At 44.6% G+C, this 18,979-nt stretch carries 22 protein-coding genes and 4 tRNA genes; 11 read left to right on the top strand and 15 right to left on the bottom strand.

The window, feature by feature from the left end:
- Positions 1-5 precede the first annotated feature (5 nt).
- The 12 genes from DACET_RS16770 to DACET_RS12185 form a co-directional block, all read right to left on the bottom strand.
- Positions 6-278: an Lcl C-terminal domain-containing protein gene (locus DACET_RS16770; RefSeq protein WP_083772419.1), complete on the bottom strand. Its 273-nt coding sequence runs from the start codon at positions 276-278 to the stop codon at positions 6-8.
- A gap of 44 nt (positions 279-322) precedes the next feature.
- A complete protein-coding gene (gene mce / locus DACET_RS12235; protein ID WP_013011691.1) occupies positions 323-727 on the bottom strand; it encodes a methylmalonyl-CoA epimerase in 405 nt (134 codons plus the stop codon).
- A 37-nt stretch (positions 728-764) separates the two neighbouring features.
- On the bottom strand, positions 765-2,189 hold the full coding sequence (gatB, locus tag DACET_RS12230; RefSeq protein ID WP_013011690.1) for an Asp-tRNA(Asn)/Glu-tRNA(Gln) amidotransferase subunit GatB: 1,425 nt from the start codon (positions 2,187-2,189) through the stop codon (positions 765-767).
- Between the two features lie 9 nt (positions 2,190-2,198).
- Positions 2,199-3,659, bottom strand: coding sequence for an Asp-tRNA(Asn)/Glu-tRNA(Gln) amidotransferase subunit GatA (gene gatA / locus DACET_RS12225; RefSeq protein WP_013011689.1), 1,461 nt, complete (start codon positions 3,657-3,659; stop codon positions 2,199-2,201).
- Positions 3,656-3,949, bottom strand: coding sequence for an Asp-tRNA(Asn)/Glu-tRNA(Gln) amidotransferase subunit GatC (gatC, locus tag DACET_RS12220; RefSeq protein ID WP_013011688.1), 294 nt, complete (start codon positions 3,947-3,949; stop codon positions 3,656-3,658). Before gatC ends, gatA begins: the two co-directional genes overlap by 4 nt.
- 440 nt (positions 3,950-4,389) lie before the next feature.
- Positions 4,390-4,464 (bottom strand) — tRNA-Asp (locus DACET_RS12215).
- Positions 4,465-4,476: 12 nt separating this feature from the next.
- A tRNA-Val gene (locus tag DACET_RS12210) sits at positions 4,477-4,549 on the bottom strand.
- Between the two features lie 97 nt (positions 4,550-4,646).
- Positions 4,647-4,721: transfer RNA gene (locus tag DACET_RS12205), tRNA-Glu, on the bottom strand.
- Between the two features lie 5 nt (positions 4,722-4,726).
- Positions 4,727-4,799, bottom strand: a tRNA-Lys gene (locus DACET_RS12200).
- 66 nt (positions 4,800-4,865) lie between these two features.
- Positions 4,866-6,155, bottom strand: a complete 1,290-nt coding sequence (locus tag DACET_RS12195; protein ID WP_013011687.1) for an adenylosuccinate synthase — start codon at positions 6,153-6,155, stop codon at positions 4,866-4,868.
- A gap of 11 nt (positions 6,156-6,166) precedes the next feature.
- Positions 6,167-7,291, bottom strand: a complete 1,125-nt coding sequence (locus DACET_RS12190; RefSeq protein ID WP_013011686.1) for an ATP phosphoribosyltransferase regulatory subunit — start codon at positions 7,289-7,291, stop codon at positions 6,167-6,169.
- Between the two features lie 41 nt (positions 7,292-7,332).
- The gene (locus tag DACET_RS12185; RefSeq protein WP_013011685.1) at positions 7,333-8,481 is read right to left on the bottom strand and encodes a pyridoxal-phosphate-dependent aminotransferase family protein; all 1,149 of its coding nucleotides are present in this window, start codon (positions 8,479-8,481) and stop codon (positions 7,333-7,335) included.
- Between the two features lie 224 nt (positions 8,482-8,705).
- On the opposite strand from DACET_RS12185, the gene DACET_RS12180 reads away from it, so the two are divergent.
- Positions 8,706-8,948, top strand: coding sequence for a hypothetical protein (locus DACET_RS12180; protein WP_013011684.1), 243 nt, complete (start codon positions 8,706-8,708; stop codon positions 8,946-8,948).
- Positions 8,949-9,237: 289 nt separating this feature from the next.
- Here DACET_RS12180 and DACET_RS12175 read toward each other — a convergent pair whose 3' ends face one another.
- A complete protein-coding gene (locus DACET_RS12175) occupies positions 9,238-10,587 on the bottom strand; it encodes an NAD(P)/FAD-dependent oxidoreductase (RefSeq protein WP_013011683.1) in 1,350 nt (449 codons plus the stop codon).
- A complete protein-coding gene (locus tag DACET_RS12170) occupies positions 10,588-11,076 on the bottom strand; it encodes a metallophosphoesterase family protein (protein ID WP_013011682.1) in 489 nt (162 codons plus the stop codon).
- 111 nt (positions 11,077-11,187) lie between these two features.
- On the opposite strand from DACET_RS12170, the gene DACET_RS15700 reads away from it, so the two are divergent.
- The 10 genes from DACET_RS15700 (at position 11,188) to folE2 (ending at position 17,932) form a co-directional block, all read left to right on the top strand.
- Positions 11,188-12,345, top strand: a complete 1,158-nt coding sequence (locus DACET_RS15700; RefSeq protein ID WP_013011681.1) for a CCA tRNA nucleotidyltransferase — start codon at positions 11,188-11,190, stop codon at positions 12,343-12,345.
- A 9-nt stretch (positions 12,346-12,354) separates the two neighbouring features.
- On the top strand, positions 12,355-13,119 hold the full coding sequence (locus DACET_RS12160) for a fumarylacetoacetate hydrolase family protein (RefSeq protein ID WP_013011680.1): 765 nt from the start codon (positions 12,355-12,357) through the stop codon (positions 13,117-13,119).
- 23 nt (positions 13,120-13,142) lie between these two features.
- A complete protein-coding gene (locus DACET_RS12155; protein WP_013011679.1) occupies positions 13,143-13,394 on the top strand; it encodes a YkgJ family cysteine cluster protein in 252 nt (83 codons plus the stop codon).
- 10 nt (positions 13,395-13,404) lie between these two features.
- Complete coding sequence (coaE, locus tag DACET_RS12150) at positions 13,405-14,022, top strand: dephospho-CoA kinase (RefSeq protein ID WP_013011678.1); 618 nt, start codon at positions 13,405-13,407, stop codon at positions 14,020-14,022.
- Between the two features lie 13 nt (positions 14,023-14,035).
- Positions 14,036-14,380 (top strand): hydrogenase maturation nickel metallochaperone HypA/HybF, encoded by a 345-nt coding sequence (locus DACET_RS12145; protein WP_013011677.1) that lies wholly within the window; start codon positions 14,036-14,038, stop codon positions 14,378-14,380.
- 2 nt (positions 14,381-14,382) lie between these two features.
- Positions 14,383-15,033, top strand: coding sequence for a hydrogenase nickel incorporation protein HypB (hypB, locus tag DACET_RS12140; RefSeq protein ID WP_013011676.1), 651 nt, complete (start codon positions 14,383-14,385; stop codon positions 15,031-15,033).
- A gap of 3 nt (positions 15,034-15,036) precedes the next feature.
- Entirely contained in the window at positions 15,037-15,591 is a 555-nt protein-coding gene (rnhB, locus tag DACET_RS12135) for a ribonuclease HII (RefSeq protein WP_013011675.1), read from the top strand.
- Positions 15,588-15,923: a YraN family protein gene (locus DACET_RS12130; protein ID WP_013011674.1), complete on the top strand. Its 336-nt coding sequence runs from the start codon at positions 15,588-15,590 to the stop codon at positions 15,921-15,923. The genes rnhB and DACET_RS12130 overlap by 4 nt, the downstream gene beginning before the upstream one ends.
- Positions 15,924-16,436: 513 nt before the next feature.
- A complete protein-coding gene (locus tag DACET_RS12125; protein WP_013011673.1) occupies positions 16,437-17,159 on the top strand; it encodes a tetratricopeptide repeat protein in 723 nt (240 codons plus the stop codon).
- 2 nt (positions 17,160-17,161) lie between these two features.
- A complete protein-coding gene (gene folE2, locus DACET_RS12120; protein WP_013011672.1) occupies positions 17,162-17,932 on the top strand; it encodes a GTP cyclohydrolase FolE2 in 771 nt (256 codons plus the stop codon).
- Between the two features lie 274 nt (positions 17,933-18,206).
- Here the strand turns inward: folE2 and kdsA are convergent, their stop codons facing one another.
- Positions 18,207-18,977, bottom strand: coding sequence for a 3-deoxy-8-phosphooctulonate synthase (kdsA, locus tag DACET_RS12115; RefSeq protein ID WP_013011671.1), 771 nt, complete (start codon positions 18,975-18,977; stop codon positions 18,207-18,209).
- Positions 18,978-18,979 lie beyond the last annotated feature (2 nt).

The raw sequence follows: 18,979 nt of genomic DNA, 5'->3' as shown, positions 1-18,979 counted from the left end.
ACAGACTATGGCGTACTCCGCACACATCTTATAGACCATGTGCCTGACTTAGCCGTAGCGTTTAAAAGACCTTCCGCACCGGAGAATCTCACTGCGTAATCATGGTCTATAGAATCTGTTGTTGATGACCAGTAAAAACCAGAGTTTATATTTATGAGATAGTTAACAAACAGGCTGAGGACGGCAGGTTCCCGAGTGCTGTAATCCGCTATGGATATGAATTCTGTTGCGCTCGGCAGTCTCCAGTCGTCATAGCCGGCAGCATTTAAGTGAAATATTCAGGTATATAATCTAAAAGAGTTTAATGTCTGCCAGCTTTTTATTATTTTGTTTGCAACTGTGAAAGCTCTGTGAGCACGCCGTTTACGCTTTTGGGGTGAACAAAAGCTACTTTCATTCCATGAGCCCCGTCCATTGGTTCTTCGTTTATGAGCTTTGCTCCGTCTGCCTTGAGTGCGTCCAGAGCATTTTGTATGTCATCAACACGATAGGCGATGTGGTGGATCCCTTCCCCTTTCTTTTCGAGGAATTTTGCAATGGGGCTGTCATCTGAAGTTGGCTCCAGAAGTTCTATATTAGATTCGCCGATCTTTATAAAAGCGACCTTAACTCTCTGGCTTATAACCTCTTCAAAATGGTAAGGTTCGATGCCCATAGTTTTGTAAAAGGCTGTAGCCTCTTCAAGATTTTTGACAGCTATGCCTATATGGTCTATCTTCTCAAGCATTTCAACCCCCATAGATTATATTATTATTTTCGCTGAGTTACTTTATCAGTTTGTTCAGAAGCTGAGTGACGACACCCGGGTTTGCTTTCCCTTTGGACGCTCTCATTATCTGTCCCATGAAAAATCCCTGAAGTTTTTTATCGCCGGCACGGAAACGCTCTGTTTCGTCAGGATTAGCATCTATGACCTGTTTAACGATCTTTTCAAGTTCTCCTTCATCAGAGTTTTGCGCCATCCCTTTCTCTTCAACAATGACAGAAGGTTTTTTGCCGCTTTCAAGCACCTCTTCGAACAATTTTTTAGAGATATTGCCGCTGATTGTCCCACTATCCAGAAGTTTCACAATTTCGGCGAGGTTTTCTGGTGAAATACCTGCTTCATTGATTTCGCACTGCTTGTCGTTAGCGTGTCTCATAAGCTCTGTCATAATGAGGTTGCTGATACCTTTCGGATTGTTATGAGCCTTAAGAGCTGTTTCGAAAAACTCTGCATAGTTTTTTTCGGATGTGAGGAAAGCTGCATCGTATGCGGGGAGAGAGAACTCTTCCATGAAGCGTTTCATCCGAGCATCAGGAAGCTCCGGCAGGCTGTTTTTTATATTGTCTATAAATTCGTTTTCAAGCACAAGTGGAACAAGATCAGGATCCGGAAAATATCTGTAATCGTGGGCATCTTCTTTTCCGCGCATGGAGGCTGTTGTGCCTGTGTCTGCGTTGAAAAGGCGTGTTTCCTGCACGACAGTCCCACCTTCATCCAGAAGTTTTGCCTGACGTTTCTCTTCGTATTTGATAGCTCTTTCAACGTTTTTGAAAGAGTTGACGTTTTTAATTTCTGCACGTGTACCGAATTTCTCGCGACCGACAGGACGAAGCGACACGTTGGCGTCACATCTCATGGAACCTTCCTCCATGTTGCAGTCGGATACTTCCACATATTTAAGAATGGTTTTAACCTTCTGGAGATATGCTTTTGCCTCTTCGGCACTGCGCAGGTCAGGTTCTGATACTATCTCCATAAGGGGTGTTCCCGTGCGGTTGAGGTCAACGCCTGAACCGTCTGCGGAGTGAACAAGCTTTCCTGCATCTTCTTCAATGTGGATACGGGTTATTCCGATTCTTTTCTGTGTTCCGTCTTCAAGCTCGATGTCAATATAGCCGTTTTCGCAGATAGGCAGTTCGTATTGAGATATCTGATAAGCTTTCGGCAGGTCGGGGTAAAAGTAGTTCTTCCGAGCGAAGACTGATTTGTTTCTGATTTCGCAGTTAAGTGCAAGCCCCGCCTTAACGGTGAATTCCATAACTTTTTCATTCATCACAGGTAGAACACCGGGCATACCGAGACAAACAGGGCAGACGTTAGTGTTCGGGGCTGAGCCGAATTTATTAGAACAGGTACAGAATATCTTTGATTCTGTCGCCATCTGAACGTGTACTTCAAGTCCTATAACAGGTTCGTAATTCATGCTAAATACCTATATTTTAAGTTTTTCAGGGATTCTGCTGATGTCTGTTGCCAGCTCGAAAGCGTGGGCAAGGTTCAGTATTTTCCCCTCTTCGAAATAGTTACCCATAAGCTGAACACCTATCGGCATGCCGTCTTTGTCAAATCCGCAAGGTAAGGAAAGTCCGCACCCGCCGAATAAGTTCAGGGAGAGCGTATATATGTCGCTCAGATACATCTGGAGCGGATCTTCTGTTTTTGCACCGGCTTTGAAAGCGGTTGTTGGTGATGTCGGGCAGATTATAGCGTCGACAGTTTTAAACGCCTCAACGAAGTCCTGCTTAATGAGTGTTCTGACACGCTGTGCTTTCAGGTAATAAGCGTCATAGTAACCGGCAGAGAGAACGTATGTGCCGAGCATTATGCGTCTCTTGACCTCTTCTCCGAAGCCTTCTGTCCGTGAGTTGAAATACATGTCACGCAGATTGTCAGCCTCAGCACGTCTGCCGAAACGCACGCCGTCATAGCGCCCCAGGTTGCTGGACGCCTCTGCTGTTGCGATAATGTAGTAGGTCGCAAGTGCGTAGTCAGTGTGAGGCAGGCTGATATCAACCATCTCACAGCCGAGGTCAGTATATTTTTTTATAGCGTCTGCCACAGCGGATTTAACATCAGGTGCCAGCCCTTCTGCAAAATATTCTTTAGGAATACCGATTTTCATCCCTCTAACATCGTCGGTGAGGTCTTTGGTATAATCTTTCTGATCAACGTTGGCAGAAGTAGAGTCTTTGCTGTCGTGCTTTCCTATTACAGAAAGTATGGACGCAAGGTCGAACGCAGATTTGCCCATAGGGCCGATCTGGTCGAGGGATGATGCGAAAGCTACCAGCCCGAAACGTGATACACGTCCGTATGTGGGCTTCATGCCGACAACACCGCAAAGCGATGCGGGCTGACGTATGGAACCGCCTGTGTCGCTGCCGAGTGTGACAGGTGCGAGACCAGCGGCAACGGATGCGGCTGAACCGCCTGATGAACCGCCGGGAACTTTTGTTGTATCCCATGGGTTGCGTGTCTTTTTAAATGCTGCGTTTTCGTTGGAAGACCCCATGGCGAATTCGTCCATGGAGAGTTTGCCAAGGTTTATGAATCCCGCTTCTTCGAGGAGGCTTACGGCTGTCCCGTTAAAAGGGGGCTTGAAACCTTCCAGAAACTTTGAGCTGCATGTTGTAGGCATATCCTTTGTTATCAGCAGGTCTTTCAGGGCAACAGGCACACCGGCATAAGCAGGCAGAGTTTCCCCTTTTAACCTTTTTGCATCTATGGCTTCCGCCTGTTTCAGTGCGTTTTCGTTTATGTAGTTGAACGCCTGAATTTCGCTGTCGTATTTTTTTATTCTGTCCAGATAGAACTGCACAAGCTCTTTAGAGGAAAAATCTTTTCCTGCCAGACCGTCGGTCAGCTCTTTCAGGTTTTTGTTTAAGAAGCTCATTCCATCACCTTCGGTACTTTAAAGTGTGCGTTTTCAGATTGGGGAGCGTTTGCCAGCGCTTCTTCGTTAGTGAGAGAAGGCTCTGCTTTGTCCGGTCTTGTTACAGTATATATATCCAGTGTATGGGATGTCGGCTCAACATCGGATGTGTCCAGCTCGTTCAGCTTGTCCACGTATCCCAGTATACTGTTAAGGTCATCTTTAAGTTTTTCTGCTCCGGCTTCGTCAAAACTGAGCCGAGCGAGGTTTGCGATGTGCTTTACATCTTTGATAGATATGGTCTCAGACACAATTATATCCTCCAATAAGGCTAGGGGGACATTATGTCGAGTTTTTTGATTTTTTTCAAGTAAAGTTAGCAATTAACGTCATTTGCCTTCAATGACAGTTTTTGTGTTTGTAATGGCGTTCTTTAGTGTTAACCCTGTCATTGCGAGGAACCTTGTGACGAAGCAATCTATGATTTTGGAGTAGGCTTGTAGTGTAAGATTGCTTCACTTCGTTCGCAATGACATAATATATTTTCGCAGTGGCGTTGCAGGCGAACATCGTGAGCCGTGAAACGGGAGAGCGTGGATAATTACTAGAGTATTGTGTTAAGCCTCAAGGTGCTAACCTTGTTCGCAATGATATAATATATGCTTGTAATGGCGTTGCAGGCGAACATCGTGCGAGCGCAATCTTTAAATAAAAAAAGCCTGACACTTTCGTATCAGGCTTTTCTATGGAACGGGGACGAAGGGACTCGAACCCTCGACCTCCGGCTCGACAGGCCGGCGTTCTAACCAAACTGAACTACGCCCCCCGGTTAGAAAAATGGGTGGTACAAGGATCGAACTTGTGACCCTCGGCTTGTAAGGCCGATGCTCTCCCAGCTGAGCTAACCACCCGGATTGTAGAAAACATTCCGAAGAATCTTTTCTACGCTGCTTTAAACACTGAAACGTTTGTTTCAGTTTGAAGCTCTCGCCTCGTGAGAGGAGAAAACGTCCCCATGGGGATTCGAACCCCAGTCGTCGCCTCGAAAGGGCGATGTCCTAGGCCAGGCTAGACGATGGGGACAGACATGAGCCATGTTGGGCTCGAACCAACGACCCATTCCTTAAAAGGGAATTGCTCTACCAACTGAGCTAATGGCTCGTTCCTCTCTTTCCTAGCGAGATGTAGGTTATATCAAAGCAGCTTTCCTATGTCAACATCTTTTTGTCAAAAAATTTCATTTAATTTAATAGTTTGGTCCCGCTTGCTCCCAATGCTTATCAGAGAGTAGTTTACGCCTAGGAAGTCACTGACATATTGAATGTATTTACGTGCGTTTACAGGAAGCTCGTCATAAGATTTTGCACCGGTTATGTCCTCTGTCCACCCTGGCAGCTCTGTGTAAACTGGTTCACACTCTTCGAGTGCTTTTATTTCAGCAGGGAACTGATCAAGTATTTTACCGTTATATCTGTATCCGGTACATACCTTGAGTGTTTCCATGCCTGAGAGTACGTCAAGTTTTGTGAGGGCTATGGAGTTCATGCCGTTGATTACGACGGAAAACTTCATTGCAACAAGGTCAAGCCAGCCGCAACGTCTCGGACGTCCTGTGGTAGCTCCAAATTCTCCACCTGCCTGACGCAGATCTTCCCCTGTCTGACCAAGAAGTTCTGTCGGGAAGGGGCCACTGCCCACACGGGTGGAATATGCTTTCATAACGCCCATAACGTTGTCAATCTTGCGTGGAGAGAGACCGGTTCCTGTACATGCGCCGCCTGCTGAAGAGCTGCTTGATGTAACGTACGGGAAAGTACCGAAGTCAACGTCCAGCAGGACGCCCTGAGCGCCTTCCATCATGATCTTTTTGCCCTCATCGTACAGTTTGTTTACGAGGTAGGCTGTTTCTGCGACATAAGGTTTAATGACCTCTGCGTACTCCATGAACTGACTATAAATTTTCTCAGCATCAATTTTGTCGTGTTTATAAAGGTGCTCAAGCAGGAAGTTAACTTCACGGACATTCTGTTCCAGCTTTTCACGGAAGACTTCAGGCTCGTAAAGGTCGCATATTCTGATACCTGTTCTTGCTGCTTTATCAGCGTATGTGGGTCCGATTCCGCGTCCGGTGGTTCCGATTTTTTTCTTCCCTTTCAGCTCTTCACGGAGAACGTCGATTGTTTTGTGGTAAGGCATGATAACATGGGCACGTTTGCTTATAAAAAAGCTTCCTTCCTCGAATGTTACGCCTTGTTTTTTAAGTCCTTCCATCTCTTCGATAAGTGCGTCAGGTGCTACAACGACACCGTTGCCTATGATATTTATCTTCCCTTTGTGGATTATACCGGAAGGAATAAGGTGGAGGATATACTTAGTGTCACCGACAACAACAGTGTGACCTGCGTTATGACCGCCGGATGAACGAACTACTACGTCAGCATCAACTGTGCTGAGGTCAACAACTTTACCTTTCCCTTCGTCGCCCCACTGGGCGCCCAGTACAATAGTACAACTCATTTGATTTACCTCTATGAAAGTATGTTTCGGAAACTATAGCTCTTTTCGAGCTCGGATTTTTTCTGCTCGTCTCCGGCGTAAAAGACAGTATAGCCTTCCCCCCGGAGATGCTCGCTTTTTGCGAAATTTTCTTTACCGACAACAAGCCAGTCTATCTCTTTCAGCTTAATGTCGGATTTATCCACTCTGTATATCTCTTCGATGTTGAACACCACGCCACATGCGGGTACGTCGCGCCCGAAATTTTTAGTCAGGTTGTCGTAACGTCCGCCTCCGGCAAGGTTTTCGCCGACTTCTGCGTGGAGGATATCGAATGTGATCCCTGTGTAATAGTCAAGCCCTCTGGACTCTGAAGCATCAAATATAAGATCATTTTTGTCGAAGCCCAGTGATATAAGGTTTCTGAAAAGTGACCTGATATAGCCTATGTGCTCGGAGAGCTCTTTGTCAAAAGCGCAGGACGAAATTATTTTTTCAATAGTTTCGATACCGCCGAAGGCTTTTGGCAGGAAAGCAAGAAACTTATCAGCCTCACTGCTGCCGGTTATCAGCTTTTTAATGCTGTCAACATTCTTGGCATCAAGCAGTTTGTGATATTCTGTCTTTTTGTCTCCGGCAAGCTCAAGGGCACGTCTGGTAAAACCGCTGTGTCCGAATACGTACTTGCACCCTTTAATTTTCAGATCACCAAAAGCACGTTTCGCAAGCATAAGAAGCTCTGTATCAGCATCAAGTTTGTCGTTGCCGTACAGTTCGGCTCCCACCTGAAGCTGTTCAGATTTTATCCCTTTGTTGAGGTTTACGTTGCGGAATACCCTGCCGTCATAGCAGACTCTTGCCGGAAGGGGAAAGTCAGCCATATAGTTGGCAAAATATCTTGCCGCCTGAGGAGTGAAGTCCGGTCTGAGGACAAGGGATTTTCCTGTGTTTCTGTCTATGAAGCGTATTGTGTTTTCATCCTTAAAGTTGAAAGTAGTTTCTTTCAGGATGTCATAATACTCGTATACAGGGAGAAATATCTCCATATACCCATAGGCAAGCACGGAGTTTTTAATGCTGTGCTCGATTTTGTTCATTTTGACCGATCTGCCAGGGGCTATATTTCCCGCAGCATTCGGCATCATCTTTCCTGTCATTTATTCTCCAGATTTTAGACCGTTAATGGCGGTCTTTAGTCTTATTCACCTATATAATTCTGAAGTATCTCTTCTGCCGCAGCTATTCCAGAGCCGAGTTTTATGTCTACTCCGAATTTGCGCAGCCCCATTTCAAGACCGCTGATGGCTGTGATAGTGTCGAAAGCATCATGATATCCGAGGTGGGATATGCGGACTATCCTGCCTTTCAGGTGGTCCTGACCTCCTGCGTATGTGATGCCGACCTTTTCACGCATGAACTTAACAAGTTTACCCCCATCAATATCTTCGGGGAGGTAAAAGCCTGTCGCTGCGTTTGAAGGAGTTTCAGCCAGAAGCTTGAAGCCCATAGCCTTCACAGCGGCTCTTGTCGCTTCGCCGTTTACAGCGTGTCTTTTATATACATTCTCAAGCCCTTCCTCTTCGAACATTTCAAGGACAACGGCAAGACCGTTGATGAGTGTGAGGGCAGGTGTGTAGGCTGTGGTCGCCTGCTTCTGAGATTTAAGCTCTTTACGCAGGTCGAGGTAATATCTTGGTATTGTAGATTTTTCAACAAAGTTCCAAGCTTTTTTGCTGAGGCATATCAGAGACAGACCAGGGGGGAGCATGAAGGCTTTCTGTGAGCCAGTTATTGCTATGTCTATGCCCCACTCGTCAAATTTAGTGTCATGCACGCCTATGGATGTGATTCCGTCAACGATTAAAAGAGTATTTTCATTCTTCCTGACTACTTTGGCTATCTCTTCCACAGGGTGATATACCGTTGTGGATGTTTCGCTCCCTTGCAGCAGAACTGCTTTTGTGTCAGGGTTGGCTTTGAGAAACTGCTCTATCTCTTCTGGTTTTGCAGCTTTGCCCCAGTCCATATCTATGGTTGAAACGAGTATGCCGTATGTTTTACATATGTCACGCCATCTCTGACCGAATTTACCGGCGTTGATGACCAGAACATTGTCGCCAGGGTTAAGGGTGTTGACAACAGCGGCTTCCATGGCGGCAGTACCGCTCCCGGCAAGCATGAGAACGTCCTGTTCTGTGCTGAATACTTTTTTAAGTCCGTTTGCGACCTTTTCAAATGTGGCTGAAAACTCGCTTGTTCTATGGTGGATGACAGGTTTTGTCATCTCAAGGAGCACTTTTTCCGGTACCGGAGTTGGACCGGGTGCTATCAGATATTTTTTAAGCATTGCTTATAACCTCTCAAGGTGATTTTGCGCACGCAGAAATCTAAAATACTACAGTAGAAAACACAAGTCAATCAGCCATAGGTCTATGTTCATATTTATAATATACCCGTTTTGTCAGTATGTATAGATTATCAAAAAGCATGAAATCTTGCAGATGCTTACCCAGATGTTATAATTAGGGTGTAAAGGTGACAGGCATATATTTTTTGTAAAGGAGGTTCATTATGTTGAAAATTGAAGTATTTTATGACGGGACAGAGGATAATGAGACTCCGTTAAAAGCAGAAGAAATACGGGAGAAATACGGTAATAAAGTTGACCTTTACCTTCTTGATATTTCTGAAGAGACAGCTCCTGCGGTTTACGGGACAATTAACCCGCCTGCTGTTGTTCTGGACGGTAAGCAGGTGTATAAGCTGGAAGGGGCGAGTTCCCTTGCCGGGATAGTCAAAAACGCTATATTTTAGTTTACATAAACCGCCTTTCGGGGCGGTTTTTTTGTTTCTGCTCACTATGTTATTACGAGGAGCAGCGTGACGAAGCAATCATATTCCTTCGGCTGGGTTGACGTTGTAAGATTGCTTCACTTCGTTCGCAATGACGGGAAGAGTGTTATTGTTGGGAATAATGTGACGAAGCAATCATGTTCCTCCGGCTGAGGTTGATGTTATGAGATTGTTTCACTTCGTTCGCAATGACATCTTTCTGTGTTCGCAATGACTCTTTTTTGTGTTTACAATGACGCTGTCTGTGTAGTCACTTGCTTTGCAAAATGTCTTTTGCGGCAATCAGCCCTGAAACACTTGCCTGAATGATACCTCTGGTAAGTCCGGCTCCGTCGCCTGTACAGTATAGATTTTCGAGAGATTCCGCCCGCATGTGTTTATCAACTTTTATCCTGACAGAATAAAATTTAACCTCGACCCCATACATGAGTGTGTTTGGGTCTGCCATGCCTGGCATAACCTTGTCGAGTTGTTCGATGGTCTCTCGCAGGTTGTGGAGATATCTGTATGGGAGAACAAAAGACAGGTCACCCGGGAGTGCATTAAGGGTGGGGCGGACGAAGTTCTTGCGGATGCGGCTTTCGGTGGAGCGGCGCCCTCTCACGAAGTCACCGTATCTCTGTACTATGACATTGTCACCACCTGCGAGCATGTTTGACAGGTTTGCGATGTAGCGTCCGTATTTAAGCGGCTCATCAAATGGTTCGGTGAATTTAGTGGAAACCAGCAGAGCGAAGTTAGTATTATCACTGTGCCTGTTTTTATAGCTGTGTCCGTTTACTGTAAGGAGCCCGCCTGTGTTTTTTTCTATAGAGATAAATCCGCCTGGGTTAACGCAGAATGTGCGTACCTCGTCCTCAAACTCGCTTGTGTAGTATTTTATTTTGAATTCATAAAGGTTGTTGGTGAATTTGTCCGTGATAGCTCTCGGCACTTCCACACGCACGCCTATGTCAACAGGGTTAAGGTCATTTTTTATGCTGTATTTGCGCACCATGTCCTGCATCCATGCGTTACCGCTTCTGCCGACACCTGCTATCACTTTGTCATAGTAGCGCTTTTCAGATATGCCGTTGATATTCAGCTCTATCCCTTTGACAGTGTCGTTCTCAACGATGAGATCTGTTACGTTTGCATTACAGAATAGATTAATGTTTTCAGCTTTTTTTATCATCTCGTAAAGACGCTCGATAAAGAGCAGGCAGTTGTCTGTGCCGAGGTGGCGTATCTTTGCAGGATATAGGCGCAGTCCGTGTTTGGAGCATTCGTACTGAAGGTTTTTGGTTGCCTCATAGTCTGCACCGGAGGAAAGATCCAAGACACCGCTTACGCTTTTCCACATGTCGTCCGCTTCTTTTATAAGCTCTTCGAGCTCACGTTCGGGCATATAGTCTGTCAGCCATCCGCCGTATTCTGTTGTGAGTGTCAGCTTGCCGTCGGAGTATGCTCCTGCACCGCCGAACCCTTCCATAACCTCGTTGCGGTTTCTGGATTCAAGCCCGTTCCCCTTTTCGAACATGTCCACTGTAACATCTTTGTCTATTAGGTTATAAGCTGCGGTCATGCCTGCGCTTCCGGAGCCTATGATAGCTATTTTCATTTAAAACCTCACAATTTCTGCGTCAAATTTTCCATCATCCAGCTTTAGGATGGCATAAGAGTGCTGCGGCTCTGTCCGTTTGTTTGTGGGGCTGCCGGGGTTAAGGAAGTGGACTTCTCCTATCACTCCCCAGAAGGGGACGTGTGTATGCCCGAATATAATAATGTCCACTTTGTCGTCTGCGAAGGTATAGAGAAGTCGGTTTTCTATGCCCTGAGGGCTCCCTTCGCCGTGAGCGATGCCTATTCTAACCCCTTCTGCTTCAAGCACTCTTTTGAGCGGAAGGACATTTTCTCCTGATGCTGGGTCCATATTTCCTTTCACTGCGTAAACATTCGGGTTAATATCTATAAGACCGCTTATGACCTTATAGCTGACAACATCTCCGGCATGGATAATGCCGTCTGCTTTTTTAGCCGCATCTATAACAGCTGGGGGGAGTTTTGTTATTGAATCAGTGTGTGTATCTGATATTATAAGTAAATTCATTTCATATCCTTGCGGAGGTAAGGGTTTTGCAAACAATACATATATTTTATTTTAGCAAAGACCGACATGTCAATACATTAAAGTCGTGTTTATATCGGAGCGTCTTTTATCATGTATAATAATCTCCTTAAAATCCCTTTCTTTTATGAACTGAAAAAAGTGATGCTTGAGGGTGGGTATGATGCTTATTTTGTCGGGGGGTGTGTTCGCGATATTCTTCTCGACAGGGAGATTCAGGATATTGATTTTGTCTGTTTCAGCCATGACTATAAAGAATTTGCAACTGCCGTGAAAGAAGCAGTCCCGTCAGTCTGGGTTGAGTTTAAAGACAATATCAGACTGGTTCGGGGGAACACAGAGATAGATATTTCAAAACCTAGGGGCGAAACTCTCGAAGAAGACCTACAGATGAGGGATTTTACTATAAATAACCTTGCTATGGATACCGGAGGTAACATTTTCGGCGACAGGACAGACCTTGACAGTAAGGTGATAAGGCATATAAGCGAAAGCACCTTCAGAGACGATCCGCTGCGGATACTTCGCAGTTTTCGCTTTATGGCGCAGCTTGGCTTTACTGCATCTGATGCAACGTTTGAAAAGATGCGTCAGGAGAAAGAACTCCTAAGCCAATCAGCATCTGAGCGCATTTTTAACGAACTGGACAAGCTCTTCAAGGGGGATTATGCGTGTGATTCGCTTAGACAGATGGAAGAAACAGGTGTTTTCAGCATTATAACAGGCGGAATGTCACTCGATGCTTACGATGAGATGGCGGCATGTGCAGGACGCGGGCTGGTATTTTTTGCATCTTCTCTCTTCTGCCGGCTTAGTGTGGAAGAGAAAAACAAGCTGGCCGGTAAACTTAATTTTCCTAACAGTATGAAAAAGAAGGCTGAACGCATATCTGTTTTTACCAAAGAGCTGGCAGAGTTGCTTAAAAACAGTGATGACACAGCCATAAGAAAACTGATATATAAATATCCTGATGAGCTCGATGATGGAATACGGCTTTATATAATCCGTTCCGGCTGTGACGGTGTTGACCAGTGCCGTGTAGAAGATGATGAATTCCGTGTTATGTCCCAGCTTCCGTACATAAACTTTAATCTGCCTGAAAGGCTGAACGGAGCTGTTTTGCAGGAGCTCGGCGTTGCGCCGGGACCCATGATGGGAGAGATATTAAAAGAGGTTAAGCCGCTGATGGCCTCCGGAGAGTTAAACACTCTGGACAAAGCGGCAGAATATATAAAAGAGAAGTATTTATAAGAGGGCGAAATGAAATTTTGCAGGTTTAAGGATGGAAAAGTAGAGAAGAAGGGTGTTTTTATTGATGGTAAAATCAAAGAGATGGAAGGTTCAATGTTTGATGATTTTGTCATAACAGACAGAGAGTTTGATGCCGATGGCGTAGAGTTTCTCCCCCCTGTGCTACCTTCCAAGTTTCCATGTATCGCAAGGAACTATGTCGCCCACGCAAAAGAGCTGGGGAATGACGTACCGGAGATTCCTATGATATTTCTTAAACCGTCTACTGCTGTGAATGCGCACAAAGGGGAAGTTGCCATACCTGCGGAGAGTGAGCAGGTTGACTATGAAGGCGAACTTGCCATTGTGATAGGGAAAAAATGCAGAAAGGTTAAACGCGAGGACGCAGAAAGCGTCATATTTGGCTATACCTGTATGAACGACTACACCGCAAGAGACCTTCAGAAGATCGACACGAAATTTACCCGTGCAAAATCGTTCGACAGCTTTGCACCAATCGGACCATTCATAGAGACTGAGTTCGATTGGAGAAAAGCCCACGTTAAGACCATAAAAAACGGTAAAACTGTTCAGGACGGGACAGCCGACCTGATGATATTTGACATACCCGCTATCGTAGAGTTTATGAGCGGGATAATGACGCTGCTCCCTGGTGATGTTATCGCCACAGGAACCCCCGCAGGGGTCGGCAGAGTTGACGCCGGAGATGTCGTAGAGGTCGAGATAGAAGGGATCGGCAGACTCACTAATAAAATCATAAATGGTGTGGATTAAATCAGCCGGAAGTGAGGGGGCTTGTGTCACAGTCTGGTGAAACAAAGATAGAATGCCTGAAGTGCGGTACATGCTGTATCGCTTTCGACATAAAAGAAATAGGTAAAAAAGCCGGCGAAAGGTGCAGATATCTTTCTGATGATAAAACCTGCGCTATCTATGAAAAACGCCCCTGGGGCTGTAGAGGATACCGGCCGGACGAGCTTTGTGTTCTGGTGAGTACACTCACGGATGAACAGAAAGTACAAGTGTTTAGAAATATTTATGAAGTATAAGCGGTGATTTGTGTATTTAGGTCTAACAGGTAATATCGCCTCCGGCAAAAGCACAGCAGCAAAATTTTTTGAAGAACTCGGGTGTTATATTCTTGATACGGATGACATCAGCCGAATCGTTATGCAGCCAGGACAGAAAGCATACGGCAGTATTGTGGAGCTGTTCGGCGAAGATGTGCTCAATGACGATAAAACTCTGAATAGAAAAGCCATAAGAAAGATAGTATTTAACGACCCTGTCATGCTGAAGAAACTTGAACAGATAGTACACCCAGCAATCGGTGAGTATGAACGGAAAGAGATCGGGCGCATAAAAGGGCGTGACGATAAGGCAGTTATTATCACACAGGCGGCGGTAACTGTTGAGGCTGGTTCACAGGACAGGTTCGACAAACTTATAGTAGTGTATACAGATCCTGAAACGCAGCTTAAACGTGTGATGGAGCGGGATAATATCACAGAAGAAGATGCGAAAAAGATAATTAATGCGCAAATGCCTCTGGACGAAAAGCTTAAATTTGCTCATTATGTTATAGATAATTCCGGTGATTTGGACAACCTGAGGGCTGATGTCGAAAGGGTTTTTGAACTTATCAAACTTACAAAATACGGGATGAAAAATAAATGATGAAGGTTGATTCATGCATGAAGCAAGCATAGCGGCGAGCCTGATAGAGATTGTCAAAGAGACAGCCGCAAACCATCAGGCGAAAAAGGTTACCAAAGTTTTTGTTCAGATAGGCAGACTTGCGGGGATAGAAATTGACTCTCTCCAGTTCGCATACGATGCCATAAAAGAGGATCACAATATTATCAAGGATTCCGAAATAATTATTGAGGATGTCCGGATAACCGGCAAATGTCAGAAGTGCGGAGTGATCGATACTTACGATGAGATGTTTTTCAAATGCAGTAAGTGCGGTTCATATGAAGTGGAGCTGCTGACCGGCGAAGAGCTTAAAATTACTGAAATAGAGGTGGACTGATCATGGGTAAAGTTGATGTAGAAACTAAGATTCTTTCAAAAAATGACATAAAGGCTGCTGAACTGCGTGAAAAGTTCAAAAATACATGTGTGCTGAACTTTGTATCATCTCCGGGAAGTGGAAAAACAAGCATACTTGAGAAAATACTCGGAAGCTTTAAGGACAAATATAAAGTAGCTGTTATAGAAGGTGACCAGCAGACAACAAATGATGCTGACCGCATCGAGGCTACAGGAGTTACAGCGTTTCAGGTTAATACCGGGCAGGGGTGCCATCTTGAGGCGACTGACGTTGAAAAAGGTATGGCGGAGCTTGGATATGACCTTGATCTGCTTATTATAGAAAACGTAGGCAATCTTGTTTGTCCTTCTCAGTTCGACCTTGGCGAGGATGCAAAAGTTATAGTCCTTTCCACAACAGAAGGTGCTGACAAACCAGCGAAATATCCTGTTATGTTCCATGTTGGTTCTGCCTTTATCATAAATAAAACCGATCTGCTCCCTTATGTCGATTTTGATGTGGAGCAGTGTGAGGAGTATGCAAAAGGTGTTAATCCTGAGCTTGAAGTGTTCAAAACCTCCTGTAAAACAGGTGAAGGGCTGAATGAGCTCACTACATATATAGAAAGAATGATAAAAGCCAAAAAGGGCTGACAGGTGCTTATTGTTGGAATTGACGAAGTCGGGAGAGGATGTCTGGCGGGACCGGTTGTTGCCGGAGCAGTGCTTCTCCCTGAAAATTTTTCTGATGAGCGCCTTGTTGATTCTAAAAAGATATCAGAGAAAAAAAGAAAAATTATGGACGGCGTCGTACGTGCCAATGCCATTGCTTTTGGTATAGGCGCCGTCAGTAACGAAGATATAGACAGGTATGGCATTGTCCCATGTACAAAAAAAGCCATGATGCTGGCTCTGGAGCAAATTAGCGTAAGCTATGACAAGGTTATTGTGGATGCAGTGAAGCTGGAAGGTGTAAAAGTTCCGCTTGAGCATCCTTTCAAAGCTGAAGATAAATTTCAGTGTGTGGCGGCGGCTTCTATTATAGCAAAAGTTTATCGGGATGCCCTCATGACAAAGCTTCATATAAATCATCCTGATTACGGGTGGTACTCGAATAAGGGGTATGGGGCTAAAGTGCACATCGAAAAGATTAAAGAAATTGGACTTACTCCTTTACACCGACGTTCATTCTGTGGGAATTTCATCAAATGAGACTTCTTTTCGGGAAAAAAGGAGAGAAGAAGGCTGCCTGTTTCCTTGAAAAACAGGGCTATGCTATTGTAGAGATGAATTACCGCTGTAAATTTGGAGAGATTGACATCATAGCAGAAAAAAATGGTGTGCTCATTTTTGTTGAAGTTAAAACCAGAAGCACGGACAAGTTCGGGCTTGGGTATGAATCTGTGACACTTTCCAAACAGCAGAAATTGTTTAAAACTGCGCAGCATTATATGGTGGAAAATGGCGAAATGCCTGCTCAGTTTGATGTTATATCCATAGACGGTGATACTCTCACCCACATCCCCAACGCATTTTCAGGTTAGACGATCAATTCCGAATACAGTCATTGCAAATATGGATCCCGTCATTGCGAACGGAGTGAAGCAATCTTTCACCGTTATCATCGTTCCATGCTGTAAGATTGCTTCGTCACGCTGTTCCTCGCAATGACAAGGTTGGCACCTTGAGGCTTAACACTATATTGCAATAATTGTCTGCATTTTCGCGTTTTACGGCTCACGATGTTCACCTGCCATGTCATTGCAAATACAGAAAATAGCCGTTGCTAATATGGATCATGTCATTGCGAACGGAGTGAAGCAATCTTTCACAGTTATCATCGTTCCATGCTGTAAGATTGTTTCGTCACGTTGTTTCTCGCAATGACTGTGATGGTGCTTCTTTCTCCATAGCATGCACTGTTCCTTACAATGACAATCGTGTGTCGTTATTAGGATGCAGGCATGTGCCATTGACACAGTTTGTAGTTGAAAAAATAAGCGTTAGTGCTATAATTCGCCTCTTACTTGGATTGAAAACACTCAGGAGAAATATAGATGTATACTCTCATAATATCAGTAGCAATATCAACCGCCGCCGCGCTCGGACTTTACTTCCTCACTTACCAGATTTTCTGGCCGCTATTTATAATGGTTGTGGGTATACTCGGTCTCAACTATTTCATAGGCAAAAAGTTTATGAAAAAACTCACCGCACTTTTTAAGTCTGTTGAAAAGGACATCCAAGCGGGGAGAGTTGAAAAAGCAGTTGAGAAGCTGAAAGAGGGCTACCCTTATGCAAAATGGCAGTTTATGGTTAAAGAACAGATCGACTCTCAGATAGGTATTCTTTACTATACAAGTAAATCATTTGATCAGGCAGAACCTTACCTGCAAAATGCATTTTCTAAAAACTGGATGGCAATGTCTATGCTTGCTGCGTCTTATTACAAAAAAGGTGATATGGCACAGGTCAGAAGAGTCATGGACAAAGGAATCAAAGGAGCTCCGAAAGAGCCGTTTATGTATGCGCTTTATGCATGGTTTCTCATAGAAAAAAGTGACAAGGCGAAAGCTGTTGAAGTGCTTTCAAAAGGTGTCGCAAAGAACCCCGTTGATGATAGGCTCAGTTCTAATCTTGACGCTGTTAAAAACGGCAAAAAACTTAAGATGCAAAACTATGGCAATTACTGGCTTCAGATGCACCTCGGTGGTAAAAACCCTCAGGGGGGGCAGCAGTACCAGCAGTTTCTTATGAATCAGCGGATGAAGAGAAAATAATATTGAAAGATATCCAGAGCCAGAGTGACACAAGGAACCTTGATGTTGATAAAGTAGGCATTAAGGATATTCGTTACCCCATAGTGCTCTCAGACAAAGAGCGCGGCAGCCAACATACTGTCGCACTTATCAATATGTATGTTAAACTGCCCCACAATTTTAAAGGGACACACATGTCCCGCTTTGTGGAGATACTCAGCAGACATTCATCTAACATCGATCTCTATACTGTTGGCGATATTCTGAATGAAATGCAGGAACGCCTTGATAGTGAAGAAGCTTATATCGAGTTATCCTTTGATTATTTCATGAAGAAGAAAGCACCAGTCACCGGGCTGGAAGCTGTGATGGATTATAAATGCAGATATTTCGGTGCTGCCGGCAACGAAGGTCGTGATCAGGTCATGACTGTTAAAGTACCTGTGATGACACTGTGCCCATGCTCCAAAGAGATAAGTAAATATGGCGCACACAATCAGCGCAGTTTCATATCTATCAGTGTCCGTATGAAAAAGATGATATGGATAGAAGAACTTATAGAGCTTGCAGAGTCCTGCGGAAGCTCACCTATATACCCGCTTTTGAAGAGGGAAGACGAGAAGTATGTTACAGAGAAATCCTATGAGAATCCGGCGTTTGTCGAGGATGTTGTCCGCAATGTCGCAGAAAAACTCATGAAGGAAGACCGTGTGACCTGGTTCGAAGTTTCCAGTGAGAACCTCGAAAGTATTCATAACCACAGCGCCTATGCTGTCATTACCCGCTCAAAATAAAGTTAACACTTTTCACTTAATACTACAAAATGTCATTGCTAGTATGGATTATGTGGTAGTTAGCGCGGATTATGTAATTGTGAACGGAGTGAAGCAATCTTTTACTGTAATTATCGTTCCATGTTATAAGATTGCTTTGTCACGTTGTTCCTCGCAATGACACTCTTCCCGTCATTGCGAACGAAGTGAAGCAATCTTTTACTGTAATTATCGTTCCATGCTATAAGATTGCTTTGTCACGTTGTTCCTCGCAATGACAAGGTCTATATGTTAATTAAAGAGTGCTCGCGAGAAGTTCTTTGAACTCTGATAGTCTGACCATGTTACTACCGTCAGAGAGAGCTTCTTTCGGCTCTGGATGAACCTCAAAGAAGAATCCGTCAACACCAACAGCTTTTGCGGCCTTTGCGATGTAAGGAGCATATTCAGGTTTTCCGCCGGATGTTGCTCCACCTCCCGGACGTTGTGTGGAGTGGGTGACATCCATAACAACGGGATAGCCGATTTTTTTCATATCAACTATCTGGGTGAAATCAACAACAAGCCTGCCCGGGCCGAACATAGATCCTCTTTCTGTGAGAATGATCTGTTTGTTCCCGCTCTGCTCAACTTTCTGCACAGGGTATAGCATATCGTTTCCGTCAAGGAACTGCGCCTTTTTTATATTGATGATTTTGCCTGTTTTTGCAGCAGCAACAAGCAGATCTGTCTGCCTGCACAGAAACGCAGGTATCTGAAGTATATCGGCAACTTCCGCCGCAGCGTCAGCCTGATATGGTTCGTGGATATCAGTTACTATGGGTAGCTGAAACGTATCTTTGATTTTCTGAAGGAGTCTGAGCCCTTCGTCCAGTCCCGGTCCCCTGTATGAGCTGATTGATGTCCTGTTTGCTTTATCAAAGGATGATTTGAATATATAAGTAAATTTAAGTTCTTCGCTGATTGTTTTGACAGTTTCTGCTATCTGCATAATTACGGATTCATTTTCTATAACACACGGTCCCGCCATAACAAACATACCTGATTTGATCTTTTCGTAAAGCATAT

The sequence above is a fragment of the Denitrovibrio acetiphilus DSM 12809 genome (assembly GCF_000025725.1).
GTDB lineage: Bacteria > Chrysiogenota > Deferribacteres > Deferribacterales > Geovibrionaceae > Denitrovibrio > Denitrovibrio acetiphilus.
The sequence above is the reverse complement of the archived record's forward strand: the minus strand, read 5'-3'. Positions and strand labels throughout refer to the sequence as shown.

Coding starts and splice junctions, on each gene's coding strand:
- DACET_RS12185 (WP_013011685.1), bottom strand. CDS start 8,481: ATGCTTAAAAAATATCTGATAGCACCCGGTCCAACTCCGGTACCGGAA.
- kdsA (WP_013011671.1), bottom strand. CDS start 18,977: ATGCTTTACGAAAAGATCAAATCAGGTATGTTTGTTATGGCGGGACCG.
- DACET_RS12195 (WP_013011687.1), bottom strand. CDS start 6,155: ATGAGTTGTACTATTGTACTGGGCGCCCAGTGGGGCGACGAAGGGAAA.
- DACET_RS15700 (WP_013011681.1), top strand. CDS start 11,188: ATGTATAATAATCTCCTTAAAATCCCTTTCTTTTATGAACTGAAAAAA.
- DACET_RS12145 (WP_013011677.1), top strand. CDS start 14,036: ATGCATGAAGCAAGCATAGCGGCGAGCCTGATAGAGATTGTCAAAGAG.
- DACET_RS12180 (WP_013011684.1), top strand. CDS start 8,706: ATGTTGAAAATTGAAGTATTTTATGACGGGACAGAGGATAATGAGACT.
- gatB (WP_013011690.1), bottom strand. CDS start 2,189: ATGAATTACGAACCTGTTATAGGACTTGAAGTACACGTTCAGATGGCG.
- DACET_RS12175 (WP_013011683.1), bottom strand. CDS start 10,587: ATGAAAATAGCTATCATAGGCTCCGGAAGCGCAGGCATGACCGCAGCT.
- DACET_RS12130 (WP_013011674.1), top strand. CDS start 15,588: ATGAGACTTCTTTTCGGGAAAAAAGGAGAGAAGAAGGCTGCCTGTTTC.
- DACET_RS12170 (WP_013011682.1), bottom strand. CDS start 11,076: ATGAATTTACTTATAATATCAGATACACACACTGATTCAATAACAAAA.
- hypB (WP_013011676.1), top strand. CDS start 14,383: ATGGGTAAAGTTGATGTAGAAACTAAGATTCTTTCAAAAAATGACATA.
- DACET_RS12190 (WP_013011686.1), bottom strand. CDS start 7,291: ATGACAGGAAAGATGATGCCGAATGCTGCGGGAAATATAGCCCCTGGC.
- mce (WP_013011691.1), bottom strand. CDS start 727: ATGCTTGAGAAGATAGACCATATAGGCATAGCTGTCAAAAATCTTGAA.
- DACET_RS12125 (WP_013011673.1), top strand. CDS start 16,437: ATGTATACTCTCATAATATCAGTAGCAATATCAACCGCCGCCGCGCTC.
- DACET_RS12160 (WP_013011680.1), top strand. CDS start 12,355: ATGAAATTTTGCAGGTTTAAGGATGGAAAAGTAGAGAAGAAGGGTGTT.
- gatA (WP_013011689.1), bottom strand. CDS start 3,659: ATGAGCTTCTTAAACAAAAACCTGAAAGAGCTGACCGACGGTCTGGCA.